General features: G+C 69.0%; 15 protein-coding genes. 12 read left to right on the forward strand and 3 right to left on the reverse strand.

Features of this window, described 5'->3' with window-relative positions; translation table 11 throughout:
- Positions 1-156 precede the first annotated feature (156 nt).
- Positions 157-606 carry a hypothetical protein gene (locus JWP60_RS00180; RefSeq protein WP_299785192.1) on the reverse strand — a complete coding sequence of 150 codons (450 nt, stop codon included), beginning with the start codon at positions 604-606 and terminating at the stop codon, positions 157-159.
- Between the two features lie 209 nt (positions 607-815).
- Here JWP60_RS00180 and JWP60_RS00185 point away from each other — a divergent pair, with 209 nt between their 5' ends.
- The 4 genes from JWP60_RS00185 (at position 816) to JWP60_RS00200 (ending at position 4,171) form a co-directional block, all read left to right on the forward strand.
- Positions 816-1,037 (forward strand): hypothetical protein, encoded by a 222-nt coding sequence (locus JWP60_RS00185; protein WP_299785194.1) that lies wholly within the window; start codon positions 816-818, stop codon positions 1,035-1,037.
- Positions 1,038-1,231: 194 nt separating this feature from the next.
- On the forward strand, positions 1,232-1,966 hold the full coding sequence (locus tag JWP60_RS00190) for a gluconate 2-dehydrogenase subunit 3 family protein (protein ID WP_299785196.1): 735 nt from the start codon (positions 1,232-1,234) through the stop codon (positions 1,964-1,966).
- 13 nt (positions 1,967-1,979) lie between these two features.
- The gene (locus JWP60_RS00195; protein ID WP_299785198.1) at positions 1,980-3,758 is read left to right on the forward strand and encodes a GMC family oxidoreductase; all 1,779 of its coding nucleotides are present in this window, start codon (positions 1,980-1,982) and stop codon (positions 3,756-3,758) included.
- A gap of 14 nt (positions 3,759-3,772) precedes the next feature.
- Positions 3,773-4,171, forward strand: a complete 399-nt coding sequence (locus JWP60_RS00200; RefSeq protein WP_299785200.1) for a c-type cytochrome — start codon at positions 3,773-3,775, stop codon at positions 4,169-4,171.
- Positions 4,172-4,249: 78 nt separating this feature from the next.
- On the opposite strand, the gene JWP60_RS00205 is transcribed toward JWP60_RS00200, so the two are convergent.
- Entirely contained in the window at positions 4,250-5,242 is a 993-nt protein-coding gene (locus JWP60_RS00205) for an ABC transporter substrate-binding protein (RefSeq protein WP_299785202.1), read from the reverse strand.
- Between the two features lie 85 nt (positions 5,243-5,327).
- Here JWP60_RS00205 and JWP60_RS00210 point away from each other — a divergent pair, with 85 nt between their 5' ends.
- The 7 genes from JWP60_RS00210 to JWP60_RS00240 all read left to right on the forward strand — a co-directional run bounded on the left by JWP60_RS00210 (position 5,328) and on the right by JWP60_RS00240 (position 12,225).
- Positions 5,328-6,053: a TetR/AcrR family transcriptional regulator gene (locus JWP60_RS00210; protein WP_299785204.1), complete on the forward strand. Its 726-nt coding sequence runs from the start codon at positions 5,328-5,330 to the stop codon at positions 6,051-6,053.
- A 1-nt stretch (position 6,054) separates the two neighbouring features.
- Positions 6,055-7,422, forward strand: coding sequence for an L-serine ammonia-lyase (locus JWP60_RS00215; RefSeq protein WP_299785206.1), 1,368 nt, complete (start codon positions 6,055-6,057; stop codon positions 7,420-7,422).
- A 92-nt stretch (positions 7,423-7,514) separates the two neighbouring features.
- Positions 7,515-8,327: an ABC transporter permease gene (locus JWP60_RS00220; RefSeq protein WP_299785208.1), complete on the forward strand. Its 813-nt coding sequence runs from the start codon at positions 7,515-7,517 to the stop codon at positions 8,325-8,327.
- Positions 8,324-9,388: an NAD(P)-dependent oxidoreductase gene (locus tag JWP60_RS00225; RefSeq protein ID WP_299785210.1), complete on the forward strand. Its 1,065-nt coding sequence runs from the start codon at positions 8,324-8,326 to the stop codon at positions 9,386-9,388. Before JWP60_RS00220 ends, JWP60_RS00225 begins: the two co-directional genes overlap by 4 nt.
- The gene (locus tag JWP60_RS00230; RefSeq protein ID WP_299785212.1) at positions 9,375-10,253 is read left to right on the forward strand and encodes a GNAT family N-acetyltransferase; all 879 of its coding nucleotides are present in this window, start codon (positions 9,375-9,377) and stop codon (positions 10,251-10,253) included. Before JWP60_RS00225 ends, JWP60_RS00230 begins: the two co-directional genes overlap by 14 nt.
- Before the next feature lie 8 nt (positions 10,254-10,261).
- The gene (locus JWP60_RS00235) at positions 10,262-11,329 is read left to right on the forward strand and encodes a dihydrodipicolinate synthase family protein (protein WP_299785214.1); all 1,068 of its coding nucleotides are present in this window, start codon (positions 10,262-10,264) and stop codon (positions 11,327-11,329) included.
- Entirely contained in the window at positions 11,326-12,225 is a 900-nt protein-coding gene (locus JWP60_RS00240) for an ABC transporter ATP-binding protein (RefSeq protein ID WP_299785216.1), read from the forward strand. The genes JWP60_RS00235 and JWP60_RS00240 overlap by 4 nt, the downstream gene beginning before the upstream one ends.
- Here JWP60_RS00240 and JWP60_RS00245 read toward each other — a convergent pair.
- Entirely contained in the window at positions 12,128-13,039 is a 912-nt protein-coding gene (locus tag JWP60_RS00245) for a sterol desaturase family protein (RefSeq protein ID WP_299785218.1), read from the reverse strand. The two genes, JWP60_RS00240 and JWP60_RS00245, sit on opposite strands and share 98 nt — an antisense overlap.
- A 226-nt stretch (positions 13,040-13,265) precedes the next feature.
- On the opposite strand from JWP60_RS00245, the gene JWP60_RS00250 reads away from it, so the two are divergent.
- Entirely contained in the window at positions 13,266-14,732 is a 1,467-nt protein-coding gene (locus JWP60_RS00250) for an efflux transporter outer membrane subunit (RefSeq protein WP_299785220.1), read from the forward strand.
- Positions 14,733-14,742: the final 10 nt, after the last annotated feature.

Raw genomic sequence — 14,742 nt, forward strand, 5'->3', positions numbered from 1 at the left:
GCACGGGTCGCCGCGCTCGCGGGTGGCGCAAGACAAGGTCGAGCAAATCGCTGACAGGAACAGGAGACGGGCCTGCGCGGATCGTCGCCGGCTGCTGGCCGATTCCCGACCGCCCGGGCGCCGACCTGGCACGGGACGCCCCGAGGCAGTCGCGCGCTAGCGCAGCGCCTGATCGGCGAGATTCCACTTCCTGAGCACCCGTGCCACCCGGCGCGGGCCGCCCTCCACGTGCTCGGCGAGATTGAGTCGGGCATGGCGGAAGGCATCGAGCACCGCCAGCATGTCGTCGCCAATGGGCTGCTCCAGGCCGCGCAGCGTGGCCAGCGCCAGCGGCTGCTGGTTCCAGACGGCGGCGACGAAGCGCACGATGTCGCGTGACTGGCGCACGTCGCGCTCCTCGGCCCGCCGCAGCAGGCGGTCGAAGGCGGCCAGGCCCGATTCAGTGGCGAGGTGCGAGCAGATTTCCTCGCTGGTGAGCCGGGCGCGCTCGAACAGCGTGCCCTCGTGGTCGATGCGCAGGCGGTCGGCCCGCCCGACCACGCGTTGCACGTTCTGGATGCGTTCCAGGTTGGCCTGGTGCCGCCGCTCGCGCTCGTCCTTGCTCATGGCCGCTCCCCTTTGCTTGCGCCGGCACGAGGGCTGCCGGTCCCTGTCTCCTTGTACTGCAACACGGCAGTGGGTGGAAGCGGGGATGCATGGACGCGCGCCCGCCTGCGCCGGCTGGCGTACGCCGCTTGGCGGATTGCGGCGCAAAAGGGCACGGGTATGCTCGGTCTGTTATGGATTTTCGAACGGTCCCAGCAGGAGAGCAGGCAATGACCCCGGCAGACGACCTGGTCCGGGCCAGGGCGAGCGTGGACGAAAGCGAGCGCATCCCGGTCAAGCGCTACGGCCAGGTGCCGGAGATGTCGCAGGAAGCGCCGGCGCCGGCGCCGGCCCAGCCCCGGCCTTCGCGGCTGCGGATCTTCCTGGGGACGGTGTGCTGGTTGCTGATGGCGGCCTTTGCGGTGGGGTTGGTCCTTCGCTTCGGCCACTGATCTGCAGCGACGCTGGCGTGTGCCGCGGCGTGCCGTCGCACTGCATCTTGCATCCCCGCTGATCGCTCGATCAGTAGCCGGCGCCTGGGCGCAATCGGCACGATCCCGGATGTGGCCCTTCGCGCATTTGGAAATACTCCGCCATCTGGACGCTCGCCTTGCCGCGCAGCGTACCGCTCAAGGTCGGAGGGACGATGGAACACGAGGGGCGCGATCGGCGCAGTTTTCTGAAGCAGGTGGCCACCGGTGGTGCGGTGGCCGTGGCCACTGCGGTACCCCAGGCCACCATGGCCCAGGCCGGCAACCCCGCCCCGGCGCCCCACGCGGCGGCAGGCGGGGCGGCAACCGGGCCGGTGGGGTACACCTATCTCACGCCTGACGAGGCGGCCTTCATCGAGGCCGTCGTCGATCACATGATCCCGGCCGATGCCTGGACGCCCAAGGGCACGGACCTTGGCGTCAACGTCTACATCGACCGCGCACTGGCCAGCGGGTGGGGCAAAGGCGAGCGCCTGTATCGCCAGGGGCCCTGGAAAAGCGGCACGGCGAACCAGGGCTATCAGCTTCCACTCACGCCGGCCGAGGTCTACCGCGCCGCGATCCCCGCGGCCACTGCGCACTGCGTGAAGCAGTACGGCAAGCGCTTCGAACAACTCGAGGCATCAGAGCGCGAGGCCTTCCTCGTCGCGCTGCAAGGCGGCAAGCTCGTCCTCGAGGATGGACCGCCGGCCCGGACCTTCTTCGACATGCTGTACCAGAACGTGATGGAAGGCATGTTCTCGGATCCGCTGTACGGGGGCAACAAGGACAAGGCAGGCTGGAAGCTGGTGGGCTTCGGCGGTGTCGTGGCCGTGCACCAGCAGAACGTGGTCCGGTACCTGGGAAAGAAGTTTCCCGTCCAACCGCTCGGCATCGCCGACATGAGCTGACCCGGGCCGCGCCATGACAATCAGGAAACTTAAGGAAGTCGACGCCGTCATCGTCGGCCTGGGCTGGACGGGCGGCATTCTCGCCAAGGAACTCTCCGAAGCCGGCCTGACGGTCGTCGCCCTCGAGCGCGGCCGCATGACCACCACCGAGGCCGACTTCCAGGTCCCCACGGTGCGCGACGAACTGCGGTACGTGCAGCGCCAGGAGATGATGCAGGACGCTGCCCGCGACACGATCACGATGCGCAACACGGACCGGCAGGAGGCGCTGCCCGTGCGCAGGCTGGGCGCCTTCCTGCCGGGAGAAGGCGTCGGCGGTTCGGGCCTGCACTGGAGCGGCGGCACCTGGCGCTGGAGCGACATGGAGTTCAAGGCGCGCAGCCTGTACGAGGGACGTTACGGCAAGGCGCACATCCCCGCGGACATGATGGTGCGCGACTGGGGCATCAGCTACGAGGAGATCGAGCCGTACTACGACCGCTTCGAGCGCACTGCGGCCGTTTCCGGCAAGGCCGGCAACCTGGGCGGCCAGACACAGGCGGGAGGCAATCCCTTCGAGGCGCCGCGCTCGCGCGAGTATCCCAATCCCCCGCTCAACCCGATCCTGGCCGGACAGATGTTCTCGGAGGCCGCGGCCAAGGCCGGCTACCATCCTTTTCCCCGCCCGGCGGCCAATTCCTCGCGCGCTTACACCAACCCCGACGGCGTGAGCTTCGGCGGTTGCCAGTACTGCGGCTTCTGCCAGCGCTTTGGCTGCGAGGCGAATGCCAAGGCCAGCCCGCATCTGACGGTCGTTCCCGCCGCGCTCAAGCGCCCCAACTTCGAGATGCGCACCCATTCGTGGGTGACGCGCATCCTGAAGGACGCCTCGGCCAGGCGCGTCACTGGCGTGGTCTACACGAACCTGCTCACCGGGGAGGAGATCGAGCAGCCCGCGCAGATGGTGTTCCTGTGCTCCTTCACGCTGAACAACGTGCACCTGATGCTGGTGTCGGGCATCGGCAAACCGTACGATCCCGCGACGCAGACTGGCGTGATCGGTCGAAACTACTGCTACGAGACGCGCACGGCCGCCAACCTGTTCTTCGAGGGCAAGGAGTTCAACCCGTTCATTTCGGCGGGCTGCACGAACGTCGTGATCGACGACTTCAACGCCAACTGGCAGTTCGACCGCGGCGCGCTCGGTGTGGTCGGCGGCTACATCGTCTCCGCGGGCCACAACACCAACCTGCCGATCGGCAACCGTCCGGTGCCGCGCGGCACGCCAGCATGGGGCTCCCGGTGGAAGGAGGCGACGGCCAAGTGGTACGGATCGTCCATGAGCATCAGTTCCAGCGGCGGGTCCATGCCGCACCGCTACAACTACCTGGATCTGGATCCCACGTACCGCAACGCCTTCGGCCAGCCGCTGCTGCGCATGACCTTCGACTACAAGGACAACGAACAACGCCTGAACGCGCACGCGGCCAGGATCGTCAACGAACTGGCCAGGTCGCTGAACCCGACCCACATGAGCGCCGCCAGCGGTGAGCCGCAGTCCTGGTCGGTCGTGCCCTATCTCTCCACCCACAATGGCGGAGGCACTTCGATGGGCACGAGCCCGGCCGACAGCGCAGTGAATCCCTGGCTGCAAAGCTGGGACGCGCACAACCTCTTCGTCATGGGCGCCAGCACCTTCGCGCACAACGGGGCCTACCAGCCCACGGGCCTGGTCGGGGCACTCGCCTACCGCGCCGCCGATACCGTGAAGAATCGCTACCTGCGCAACCCCGGCCCGCTGGTGTCGGCCTGAAGCGAGCACAGACCATGAAGACGATCTTCCAGCTCCCGCAGCTGTCGCAACTGCTGCCCGCCGTGTTGCTCCTGGTCGCGGCGGCGCCGGCCCGCGCGCAGGACCTGCAGCGCGGCGAACAGCTTTTCACCGACTGCCGTTCCTGTCATGCGGTCCAGGCGGGCGTCAACGGGGTCGGGCCATCCCTGGCAGGCATCGTCGGGCGCAAGTCGGCCTCGATCGAGGATTTCCGTTATTCCCCGGCCATGAAGCGCAGCGGCATCACGTGGGATGCAGCGACGCTGGCCGCCTTCCTGGCCGATCCGCAAGCCCTGGTGCCGGGCAACCGCATGCCCTACGCCGGCATGCCGAACCCGAGGGACGTTGCGGACCTGGTGGCCTACCTGGCCAAGGCAGCGGCGGCCCCGCACTGACTGCGAAAGTCTCTCCAGGCTTCTCATGGCGTCCATGCAGAAGCAAAGCAGGCCGCTCGTTGCGGCCGGAGCAGCGCCTTAGTTCGCGCTCATCTTCACCTTGGTGTCGAGGAACTGGTTGGTGAACATCGTTGCCGGGTCGAAGGGCTTGTCGATGCCGATCAGCGATTGCACCAGGGCGTAGTCGGACTTCACGCGCGCGGCGTCGAAGGCGCCGAGCGCGACCTTCTCGGTCGTGTCGTCGCGCATCAGCGTCTTGATGCGGTTCCACTGGTCGCGCTGGTTGTTCGCGTCGAGCCCGCTCACGCTGGCCATCAGCGCCTGCAGGCACGGGTCGAAGGTCTTCACGCAACTGGCGTAAGCGCGCTGCGTGATGGCGACGAACTTCGCCGCCACCTCCTTGTGGCCGGCAAGCCAGGCGCTGTTCACGGTGAACGCGTTGCCGTACAGGTTGACGCCGATTTCGCGCCAGGGCAGAAAGGCGAGGTCGGGGCCGAACTCGCGCACCTTCAGGTCATGCTCGTTGTAGAAGTCGCTGACGATGTCGACCGACTTGGACTTCAGCGCCGCGACCTTGGCCGGCGGGCTCACGTTGACGAAGGTGACGGCGACCGGATCGATGCCGACCTTCTTGGCGAAGGCCGGCCACATCAGGCGCGCGGCATCGCCGGGCGGGTTGCCGATCTTGTGGCCGGGGAAGTCCTTCGCGCCCTTGATGCCGGACGACTTGAGCCAGTAGAAGCCTTGCGGGCTGTTGGCGTAGATCACCATCAGCGCGGTGAGGTCCGCGCCCTTGCCGCGCGCCTGCATGGCGGTGGGCAGGTCGGAGATGCCCATGGTGGAGCCGCCGGAGCCCACGCGCTGCGCCGACACGGCCGAGCCCTTGCCCGACTCGATGTCGAGATCGATGCCGGCCTCCTTGTACCAGCCCTGCGCCCGCGCATAGTAGAGGGGCGAGTGATCGGCAGTGGGCGTCCAGTTCAGCGTCAGGCTGATGCTCTCGTTGGCGTGGCTGGCGGCGCCGGCGCCTAGCAGGAAGACGGCGCCAAGCACCTTCGACAGGTTTTTCATCGGAAGCAAACTCCAGGGGAGAGGGAACGGGCGACTGTTTTATACCAACTGTTTGGTTGATAATCAATCGAAGGAGAGCGCAGGCATGGCGACCACCACCAAGAGCCGCACGACGGGCACCGCCCATGGCGCGACCAAGGCCATCGCGCCCCGGGGTGCCAGTGCCAAGGCACCAGCGCGGCGCGACCCGGGGGCGAGCCGCGACGGCCTGGTGCGCGCGGCGGTCGCGGAATTCGCCAAGTCCGGTTTCGCCGGTGCACGGGTCGACGAGATCGCCAACGCGGCCGGCGTCAACAAGCAGCTGGTCTATCACTACTGGGGCAGCAAGCAAGGCCTGTACCTGGCCAGCCTCGAGTCGGTGTACGCGGAGATCCTCGAAAAAGAGCGACGCCTGTCGCTGGGCGAACTGGCGCCGCACGAGGCAATGGCGCAGCTGGTGGGCTTTTCCTTCGACTACCTGGCCGAACACCCGGAGTTCATCGCGCTGCTCACCGACGAGAACCGCAACCAGGGCCGCCACATCCTCGCATCGGGCGAACTGCAGCAGATGCACATGCCTTTCGTGGAGATGCTGGAGGCGACGCTGCGCCGCGGCGTCAAGGCCGGCGTGTTCCGCAACGATTACGACGCCGTCAATCTCTACATCTCGATTGCCGGCATCTCGTACTTCTTCTTCTCGAACAACCACACGCTGTCGGCGATCTTCGGCCGGCCACTCGGCGACCAGGGCGCGCTGGTGCAGCGTCGCCGTCACGTGATCGAGTTTGCCCTCAACGCGCTGCGCCCCGACGCCGCACCAAGGAAGCGCTGACATGGCCCTGAGCGTCCTGGACATTTTCAAGATCGGCATCGGCCCTTCCAGTTCGCACACGGTGGGGCCGATGCGCGCCGCCGCGCGGTTCGCGCGCTGGCTCGAGGAACGCGGCCTGCTCGAGGCGACGGCCAGCGTGCACGTCGGCCTGTACGGTTCGCTGGGTGCGACCGGCAAGGGCCACGGCAGCGGCGACGCCGTGCTGCTGGGCCTGCAGGGCGAGCAGCCCGAAAACGTGGACACCGAGTCGGCGCCTCGCCGGCTCGCCGCGATGCGTGCCGCCCGCGAACTCCACCTGCTGGGGCGGCGCGCGATCCGCTTCGTCGAGCCGGAGCACCTGCTGTATTTCCGCAAGGCCCTGCCGTTCCATCCCAACGGCATGCGCTTCCAGGCACGCGCGGGCGACGGCACGGTGCTGGCGGAACGCGAGTACTACTCGGTCGGCGGCGGCTTCGTCGTGGAAGATGGCAGCGTCGCAGCGGGCACGGCCCCCGCCGCCTTGCCTTATCCGTACGCCAGCGGCGATGACCTGCTCGCCCTGTGCCAGCGGCACGGGATGTCGATCAGCGCCTTGATGCAGGCGAACGAGGCAGCGTGGCGGCCGGCGGCGGAGACCAGCGCCGCCCTGGCGCGCCTGTGGCAGGTGATGCAGGAGTGCGTGGAGGCCGGTTGCGCGCACGAAGGCGTGCTGCCCGGACCGCTGGCGGTGCGGCGGCGCGCCCCGGCGCTGGGCCGCCAGTTGCGCGGCAACCCGCAGGCGGCCGCCCTCGACCCGCTGGTGGTGCTGGATTGGGTCTGCCTGTACGCGCTCGCCGTCAACGAGGAGAACGCCGCCGGCGGCCGCGTGGTGACGGCGCCCACCAACGGCGCGGCGGGCATCGTGCCCGCGGTCCTCCACTACTACACGCGCTTCATCCACGGCGCCGACGCGGCGGGCGTGGAGCGCTTCCTGCTCACCGCCGCGGCCATCGCCATCCTGTACAAGGAAAACGCCTCGATCTCGGGCGCCGAGGTCGGCTGCCAGGGCGAGGTCGGCGTCGCCTGTTCGATGGCCGCCGGCGCGCTGGCGGAGGTCCTGGGCGGCACGCCGGCGCAGGTGGAGAACGCCGCCGAGATCGGCATGGAGCACAACCTCGGCCTCACCTGCGATCCGGTCGGCGGCCGCGTGCAGGTCCCTTGCATCGAACGCAATGCGATGGGCGCCGTGAAGGCGATCCAGGCCGCCCGCATGGCGCTGCTCGGCGACGGTCACCACTACGTGTCGCTCGACCAGGTGATCAAGACGATGCGCGACACCGGCGCCGACATGAAGACCCAGTACAAGGAAACCTCGCGCGGCGGCCTGGCGGTGAACGTGATCGAGTGCTGACCGGCGCCGTTCCGGCGGACTGATCAACCAGTTGGTTGACTCACAGCAAGCACGCTCCTATCATGGCCGCATGACCCGAGCGAAGGACTGAGATGAGCGCCACCGAAGCCGCGATCGCGCCTGCCGCCGCTCCCGTGCGCGAAGCGGACAACACCGCCTGGCACCGCTGGGCGCTCATCCTCGTCGTGCACCTGGTTGCCATCGGCGCGTGGGAGCTTGCGGTGCGCCTGTTCGGAATCCGCGAGTTCGTGCTGCCGGCGCCTTCGCGCATCCTTGCGACACTGGGCAAACCGAGCTACAGCTGGCTGTCCAACACCTGGGTGACGGCGCTGGAAGTCTTCGGCGGCTACGCGCTCGGGCTGGTGCTCGGCATCCTCGGCGCCCTGCTGTTCGTCACCAGCCGCCGCCTCACTGCGGTGCTGTTCCCTCTGCTCGTGACGCTGAACATGATCCCCAAGGTGGCGATGGGGCCGCTGATCATCGTGTGGTTCAAGTACGGCATCGGCCCGAACATCCTGATCACGTTCAGCCTCTGCTTCTTCCCGATCCTGCTCACCACGATCCGCGGCCTCAACGAAACCGAGCCCGACCTGCTGGACCTGGTGCGCGCGCTCAAGGGCTCGCGCTGGCAGCTGTTTCGCTACATCCAGCTGCCTGGCTCGCTCCCCTACCTGTTCTCCGGCATGAAGGTCGCCACGGTGCTGGCCGTCGCCGGCGCCGTCGTGGGCGAGTTCATTGCTTCCGACAAGGGCCTGGGCTACCTGATGATCCAGGTGCAGGCTTCGCTGGACACCCCGGCCGTCTTCATGGCGGTACTGCTCATCACGGGCCTCGGGGTGATCCTCTACGGGCTGGTCCTGCTGCTGGAACGGCTCTTCATCACGCAAGACGCGAGACTCCAATGACTGCTGCTTCCCCCGCCCGCCCCCTGCTCGACGACCTGCCGTTCCCCGAACGCTTCGCGACCGAGGAGGCGCTCGAAGACTACCTCTCCACGCCCTCGCGCGACCTCGTGCGCGACCTTGCCCGGCTCGAAGGCGACCTGATGATCCTGGGCGTCGGCGGCAAGATGGGCCCGACGCTGGCCCGGCTGGCGCGCAATGCCTTGCCGCAGTCGCGCCGCGTGATTGCCGTCGCGCGCTTCAGCGATCCCGCAGTGCGCCAGTCGCTGCTGCAGCACGGCGTCGAGACGATCGCCTGCGACCTGCTCGATCGCGAGGCGCTGGCGCGCCTGCCGCAGTGCCCCAACATCGTGTTCATGGCGGGCCACAAGTTCGGCGCCGGCAATGACTACGGCCTGACCTGGGCGATGAACACGCACGTTCCCGCGCTGGTCGCCGACAACTTCCGCAGTTCGCGGATCGTTGCGTTCTCGACGGCCTGCGTGTACCCCTTCGTGCCGGTGATCGGGCAGGGCGCGAGCGAAGACGAGCACCTGACCCCCCCGGGCGAATACGCCAACTCCTGCGTCGGCCGCGAACGCATGTTCCAGTACTTCTCCGGCAAGCACGGCACGCCCGGGCGGCTGTTCCGTCTGAGCTATGCCATCGACTGCCGCTATGGCGTGCTGGCCGACGTGGCGGCGAAGGTCTGGCGCGGCGAACCGGTGGACGTGACCATGGGCCACGTCAACGTGATCTGGCAGGGCGACGCCAACGCGCAGGCCCTGCGCTGCCTGGCCGTCACCACGGTGCCCACCTCGCCGATCAACGTGAGCGGCCCCGAGACGACCTCCATTCGCTGGCTGGCCGAAGAGTTCGGCCGCCAGTTCGGCAAGCCCGCCACGATCACGGGCAGCGAGGCGCCCACGGCCTGGCTGATGAACACCGGCGAAGCCGAGCGCCTGTTCGGATATCCCAAGGTGCCGCTCAAGCAGCTGGTGGCCTGGGTGGCCGACTGGATCTCGCACGAGCAGCGCATGTATGGCAAGCCGACCAAGTTCGAGGCGCGGGATGGCAAGTACTGAGTCGGCGTCGGCCCAGCGCATCGAAGTCGAGCCGCTGGCGCAGCTTGACGCCACTGCGCTCGCCATGCTGCAGGGCCTGGTCGCCGACAGCCACTGGAACCAGGTCGCCGCGGACTGGGCGCTGTTCCATCAGGCCGGCACCATCCAGGTCGTGCGCGAAAAAGGCCGCATCGTCGCCAGTGGGGCGGTGCTGCCGATGGGCGCGTCGGAGGCGGGTGCCAGCGGCGTCTCGTGGATCAGCATGATCCTGGTCACGCCCGCCGAGCGCGCGCGCGGACTGGGGCGCGCCGTGTTCGGCCGCTGCCTCGAACAGGTGCAGGCGAGCGGCCGCATTCCTATGCTCGATGCCACCCCGGCCGGCGAGGCGCTGTACCGGCAGTTCGGCTTCGAGCCGCAGTTGCGGCTGACGCGGTGGCGCCGCGAAGCGCGGGCTGCCACGCAGCCGGTCCTTTCCGATTTGCTGCCGGGGCTCGACACCCTGGTCGCCCTCGACGGGCAGGCGCTCGGCTTCGAGCGCCCCCGGCTGCTCGCCGATCTGCTCGCGCGTCCCTCGACGCTGTGCGTGCGCACCGCGCAAGCGCTGGCCCTCGTTCGTGCGGGCCGCACGGCCCACCAGATCGGACCGCTGCTGGCCGCTGACGAAGCAGCCGCCGCGGCCGCTCTCAACCGTGCCGCAGCCAGCCTCGACGGCGCGATCTACATCGACGTGCCCGATCCGCGTCCCCGCATGCACGCGGCGCTGGAGGCCGCCGGCTTCCAGCCGCAGCGTGGCTTTGCGCGCATGGCACGCGTGGACCGCGGCCAGGTCCCCCCTGCCGGCCAGTACGCGCTGCTGCACGCCATCGCCGGCCCCGAGTTCGCCTAGGAGTTCCCATGCCACTGAACCGATCCGACCTGCCCCGGGACGTGCTTGCGCTGCTCGCGCAGGGCACCGTGATCCCCGCGCACCCGCTCGCGCTCGACGCCAAGCGCCAGTTCGACCGGCGCCGGCAGCGCGCGCTCACCCGCTACTACGTCGATGCCGGCGCCGGCGGCCTGGCCGTGGGTGTGCACACGACGCAGTTCGCGATCCGCGAGAAGGGGCTGTACGAGACGGTGCTGCGCAGCGCCATGGAAGACCGCCTCGCGTGGAGCCAGCGTCCCATGGCCATGGTCGCCGGCCTGTGCGGATCCACGGCGCAGGCGCGGGCGGAAGCGCGCACCGCCGTCGGCCTCGGCTACCACGCCGGGCTTCTGAGCCTGGCCGCTCTCGCAAGCGCCTCCGAGGACGAACTGATCGCGCATTGCGAGGCCGTGGCGCAGGAGATCCCGCTGGTGGGCTTCTACCTGCAGACGGCCGTCGGCGGCCCCATTCTCTCCAGCGACTTCTGGCGCCGCTTCGCCCGGATCCCGAACGTGCTGGCCATCAAGGTCGCGCCCTTCAATCGTTACCGCACGCTCGACGTCGTGCGTGGGCTGGTCGACGCGCGGGCCGAGGAGCGCGTCTATCTGTACACCGGCAACGACGACCACATCATCCTGGACCTCGCGCTGCCCTTCACCGCGATGCGCGACGGCGAACCGGTGACGGTACGCTTCCGCGGCGGGCTGCTGGGCCACTGGTCCGTGTGGACCGCCAGCGCCGTGCGCCAGTTGCAGCAGGTCAAGGAGATCCTCGCGGCCGGCGGCGGCAACCTGCCGCCCGAACTGCTCGCGCTCGATGCGCGCGTGACCGACTGCAATTCGGCCTTCTTCGATGTCGCCAACAACTTCCACGGCTGCATCGCCGGCTGCCACGAAGTGCTGCGCCGCCAGGGTCTGCTGGAGGGCATCTGGTGCCTGGACCCGCACGAGGGTCTGGGCCGCGGGCAGGCGGAGCAGATCGATCGCGTGTACCGCCAACACGCGGACCTGGCCGACGACGCTTTCGTGAAGGGCAACGTGGAGCGCTGGCTGGCATGAACGCCACCCCCGTCCCGACGCCAGTCGCCGCCACGCGCAGGCCCCTGATCCGCATGCGCAACTTGCGCAAGGTGTACCGGCAGCGCGGCCAGGAGTTCCTCGCCGTGTCCGACGTGACCCTGGACATAGGCGAAGGCGACATGGTGTCGCTCGTCGGCCCCTCGGGCTGCGGCAAGTCCACCCTGCTGAAGATCCTGGCGGGCCTGCACGGGCACGACGGCGGCACGCTGGAGGTGGGCGGCGGCAGCGACTTCAACCCGGGGCGCGACGTCGGCATGGTGTTCCAGCAGCCGCTGCTGCTGAAGTGGCGCACGATCCTGGACAACGTGCTGCTGCCCGCGGACATCCTGGGGCTGCCGCGCAAGGCAGCGCGCCAACGGGCCCTTGGCTTGCTGGACATGGTCGGCCTCGGCGGTTTTGCCGACAAGATGCCGTACGAGCTCTCGGGCGGCATGCAGCAGCGGGCCGCGATCGCCCGCGCCCTGATCCACGACCCGAAACTGGTGCTGATGGATGAACCCTTCGGCGCGCTCGATGCCCTCACGCGCGAGAAGATGAACCTCGAGATGCTGCGCATCTGGGAACAGACCCACAAGACCTTCGTGGTCGTGACGCACAGCATCCAGGAGGCGGTGTTCCTCGGCTCGCGCTGCGCCGTGCTGACGGCTGGCCCGGCGCGCATGGCGGACACCTTCGCCATCGCGCTGGAGGAGCCCGCGCCGCCTGCAGGTGAAGACCACGGCGGCCTTCGGCGAGTACGTGGGCCGCATCTATCGCCTGCTCGGGGTGGAGTAGGCATCAGGCCTCGGCGGTGGCGGCGCAGGCCCGATTCGCCTGCTGGCGTAGATCCTCGGTCGTCTGCCCCACGCCACCCGGCCGCCAGCCCGGTGGCTTGAGCAGGTAGCCGCAGATTTCCGCGAAGGAGCTGGCGGTGCGCAAGTCGCGCCACAACGCCTGCCACTGATGAAACTCGATGGTCAGCAGGTTGTAGCCGGTCATGGGCTGCACCAGGCCGAAGCGGCACGGCGCGTCCGCGCGCTCGGGAATGTAGGTGCCGAACAGCCGGTCGAACACGATCAGCACGCCGCCGTAGTTGCCATCCAGGTATTCGAGATTGGCGGCGTGGTGCACGCGGTGCGCCGAGGGCGTGTTGAGGATCCACTCCAACGGACCGAGGCGCGGGATCCAGGTCGCGTGGATCCAGAACTGGTACAGCAGGTTGAGCGACAACAGCATCAGGACGATGCGCGGCGGCATGCCTGCAAGCGGTGCCAGCATGAAGAACGCGAGGGTGCCCGTCAGGCGGCCGGTCCAGCCGAAGCGGTAGGCGGCCGCCAGGTTCAACTGGTTCGGCGAATGGTGCACGGCGTGCGTGCACCAGAACCAGCGCACCCGGTGCGCGGCCCGGTGGTACCAGTAGTAGCAGAACTCCTGCCCGACAAAGCAGGCCGCCCAGCCGGTCCAGTGGTCCATGGGCAAGGTCCACAGCCGGTGCTGCCAGAACCAGCGCATCGCATCCCCCCAGAACCCCAGCGGCAGCAGCAGGGCGAGCGGGTATTCGCGCACCAGGAAATCGACCACCGAAATGCCGGCGGCCTTCCAGTCGTAGCTGGCAAAGCCGTTGCGCGCCGAGAGCACCAGCGCTTCGAGCAGCGACGAGGCCAGCACGGTGATGACCGCGGCCTTCAGGATCGTGTAGAGGATTTCCATGGGCGTGGAATCGGCGGGACGAGCCGGGCGCAATGAATGAGCGATGGCTTCGCAGCGTAGCCAGCCGCGCTGCGGACGGCAACCCGTTTGGGGCGAACCGCTGGCGCGCAGGGGCGAACCCGTTTCTGACAAACCCGTCATTTTGAAGACAGCGAACGGTCATGTAGCGCTAGCTAAGGTCCTGCACTTGGCCGCGACGAGGCAGGCTCGCGCGACCGTTCCATCCATGTCCATACGTTTCCTCTCCATCGCGCTGCTGTCCGCAGCCTCCCTGGCCGCCTGCAGCAGCGGCCCCGACTACGTCCGTCCCAGGATCGAGCTGCCTGCTGCCTTCAAGGAAAGCGGACCGTGGAAGCCCGCTCAGCCCCAGCTGCCCGATGCCCGGCAGCCCTGGTGGGAGGTGTTCGCCGATCCCGACTTGAACCGGCTGGAGAGCGAGGCCAATGGGGCCAACCAGACGCTGCGCCAGCTCGAGGCCGTGTACCGCCAGGCGCGCGCGCAGGTCGCTATCGAGCGCTCCGCCTTCTGGCCCACTGCGGGTCTCAACGCCTCGGCCAGCCGCGGGCGCAGCGGCACCGCGAGCTCGGCGACTAGCGCGGGCAACAGCTTCGCGCTCAGCCTCGGCGCCAGCTGGGAGCCGGACCTGTGGGGCAGCGTGGCGCGCACCGTCGAATCGGCCAGCGCCAGCGCCGAGGCCAGCGCCGACGATCTGGCCGGCGCGCGTCTGAGCGTGCAGACGCAGCTCGCGAGCGACTACCTGGCGCTGCGGGTCAACGACGTCCTGAGCGATCTCTACGCCGAAACCACCGCCGGCTACGCCAAGGCGCTGCAGCTCACGCAGAGCCAGTACCGTGCCGGCACCGTGCTGCACTCGGACGTGGCCCTGGCCGAAAGCACGCTGAAGGCAGCGCAGGCTCAGGCTGCCGACCTCGACGCCACTCGCGCGCAACTGGAGCACGCCATCGCGACCCTCGCGGGCCATCCGGCCAGCACCTTCGACCTGCCACGGCGGCGCATGACGCTGGCGCAGTTGCGCTCCAGCCTGCCGGCGATCCCAGTGGGGGTGCCCTCGCAGCTGCTGGAGCGTCGCCCCGATGTCGCCGCGGCGGAGCGGCGGGCAGCCGCCGCCAACGCCGCCATCGGCGTCGCGCAGGCCGCCTTCTTCCCGTCGCTGCTACTGAGTGCCAGCGGCGGCGGCGCCGGCGCCACGCTCGCAAGGCTGTTCGACACGCCCGGCCGCGTCTGGTCGCTCGGTGCCGCCCTGGCGCAAACGGTGTTCGACGGTGGTCTGCGCAGCGCCCGCCGCGACCAGGCCGAAGCCGGGCTCGACGCCGCCGCTGCCGCCTACAAGGCGACGGTGCTTTCGGGCCTGCAGCAGGTGGAGGACAACCTGGCCATCCTGCGGGTGCTGGACCAGGAAGGCGTGCTGCAGGAGGACGCAGTCAGCTCGGCGCAGGTGGCGGAGCAGTCCGCGCTACGACAGTACCGCGGCGGCACCGGCACCTACCTGGCCGTGATCACCGCGCAGAACCTGGCACTCACCAACGAACGCACATCGGCGCAGATCCTCGGGCGCCAGCTCACCGCCGCCGTCACCCTGATCACCGGCCTCGGCGGCGGCTGGACCGCGACGCCGGTCGCGCACACCGGCGCCGCCCCGGCGAGCACTTCCGCCGCCGCCGAGATCCACTGAGTCTTCGAAC

Origin of the sequence: Ramlibacter sp., assembly GCF_028291745.1 — a bacterium.
In the GTDB taxonomy this organism is placed as follows: Bacteria; Pseudomonadota; Gammaproteobacteria; order Burkholderiales; family Burkholderiaceae_C; genus Ramlibacter.

Bases quoted from the DNA above. Each gene is read 5' to 3' on its own strand.
- JWP60_RS00205 (WP_299785202.1), bottom strand. From the start codon at position 5,242: ATGAAAAACCTGTCGAAGGTGCTTGGCGCCGTCTTCCTGCTAGGCGCC.
- JWP60_RS00185 (WP_299785194.1), top strand. From the start codon at position 816: ATGACCCCGGCAGACGACCTGGTCCGGGCCAGGGCGAGCGTGGACGAA.
- JWP60_RS00180 (WP_299785192.1), bottom strand. From the start codon at position 606: ATGAGCAAGGACGAGCGCGAGCGGCGGCACCAGGCCAACCTGGAACGC.
- JWP60_RS00210 (WP_299785204.1), top strand. From the start codon at position 5,328: ATGGCGACCACCACCAAGAGCCGCACGACGGGCACCGCCCATGGCGCG.
- JWP60_RS00230 (WP_299785212.1), top strand. From the start codon at position 9,375: ATGGCAAGTACTGAGTCGGCGTCGGCCCAGCGCATCGAAGTCGAGCCG.
- JWP60_RS00235 (WP_299785214.1), top strand. From the start codon at position 10,262: ATGCCACTGAACCGATCCGACCTGCCCCGGGACGTGCTTGCGCTGCTC.
- JWP60_RS00215 (WP_299785206.1), top strand. From the start codon at position 6,055: ATGGCCCTGAGCGTCCTGGACATTTTCAAGATCGGCATCGGCCCTTCC.
- JWP60_RS00195 (WP_299785198.1), top strand. From the start codon at position 1,980: ATGACAATCAGGAAACTTAAGGAAGTCGACGCCGTCATCGTCGGCCTG.
- JWP60_RS00220 (WP_299785208.1), top strand. From the start codon at position 7,515: ATGAGCGCCACCGAAGCCGCGATCGCGCCTGCCGCCGCTCCCGTGCGC.
- JWP60_RS00240 (WP_299785216.1), top strand. From the start codon at position 11,326: ATGAACGCCACCCCCGTCCCGACGCCAGTCGCCGCCACGCGCAGGCCC.
- JWP60_RS00225 (WP_299785210.1), top strand. From the start codon at position 8,324: ATGACTGCTGCTTCCCCCGCCCGCCCCCTGCTCGACGACCTGCCGTTC.
- JWP60_RS00200 (WP_299785200.1), top strand. From the start codon at position 3,773: ATGAAGACGATCTTCCAGCTCCCGCAGCTGTCGCAACTGCTGCCCGCC.
- JWP60_RS00250 (WP_299785220.1), top strand. From the start codon at position 13,266: ATGTCCATACGTTTCCTCTCCATCGCGCTGCTGTCCGCAGCCTCCCTG.
- JWP60_RS00245 (WP_299785218.1), bottom strand. From the start codon at position 13,039: ATGGAAATCCTCTACACGATCCTGAAGGCCGCGGTCATCACCGTGCTG.
- JWP60_RS00190 (WP_299785196.1), top strand. From the start codon at position 1,232: ATGGAACACGAGGGGCGCGATCGGCGCAGTTTTCTGAAGCAGGTGGCC.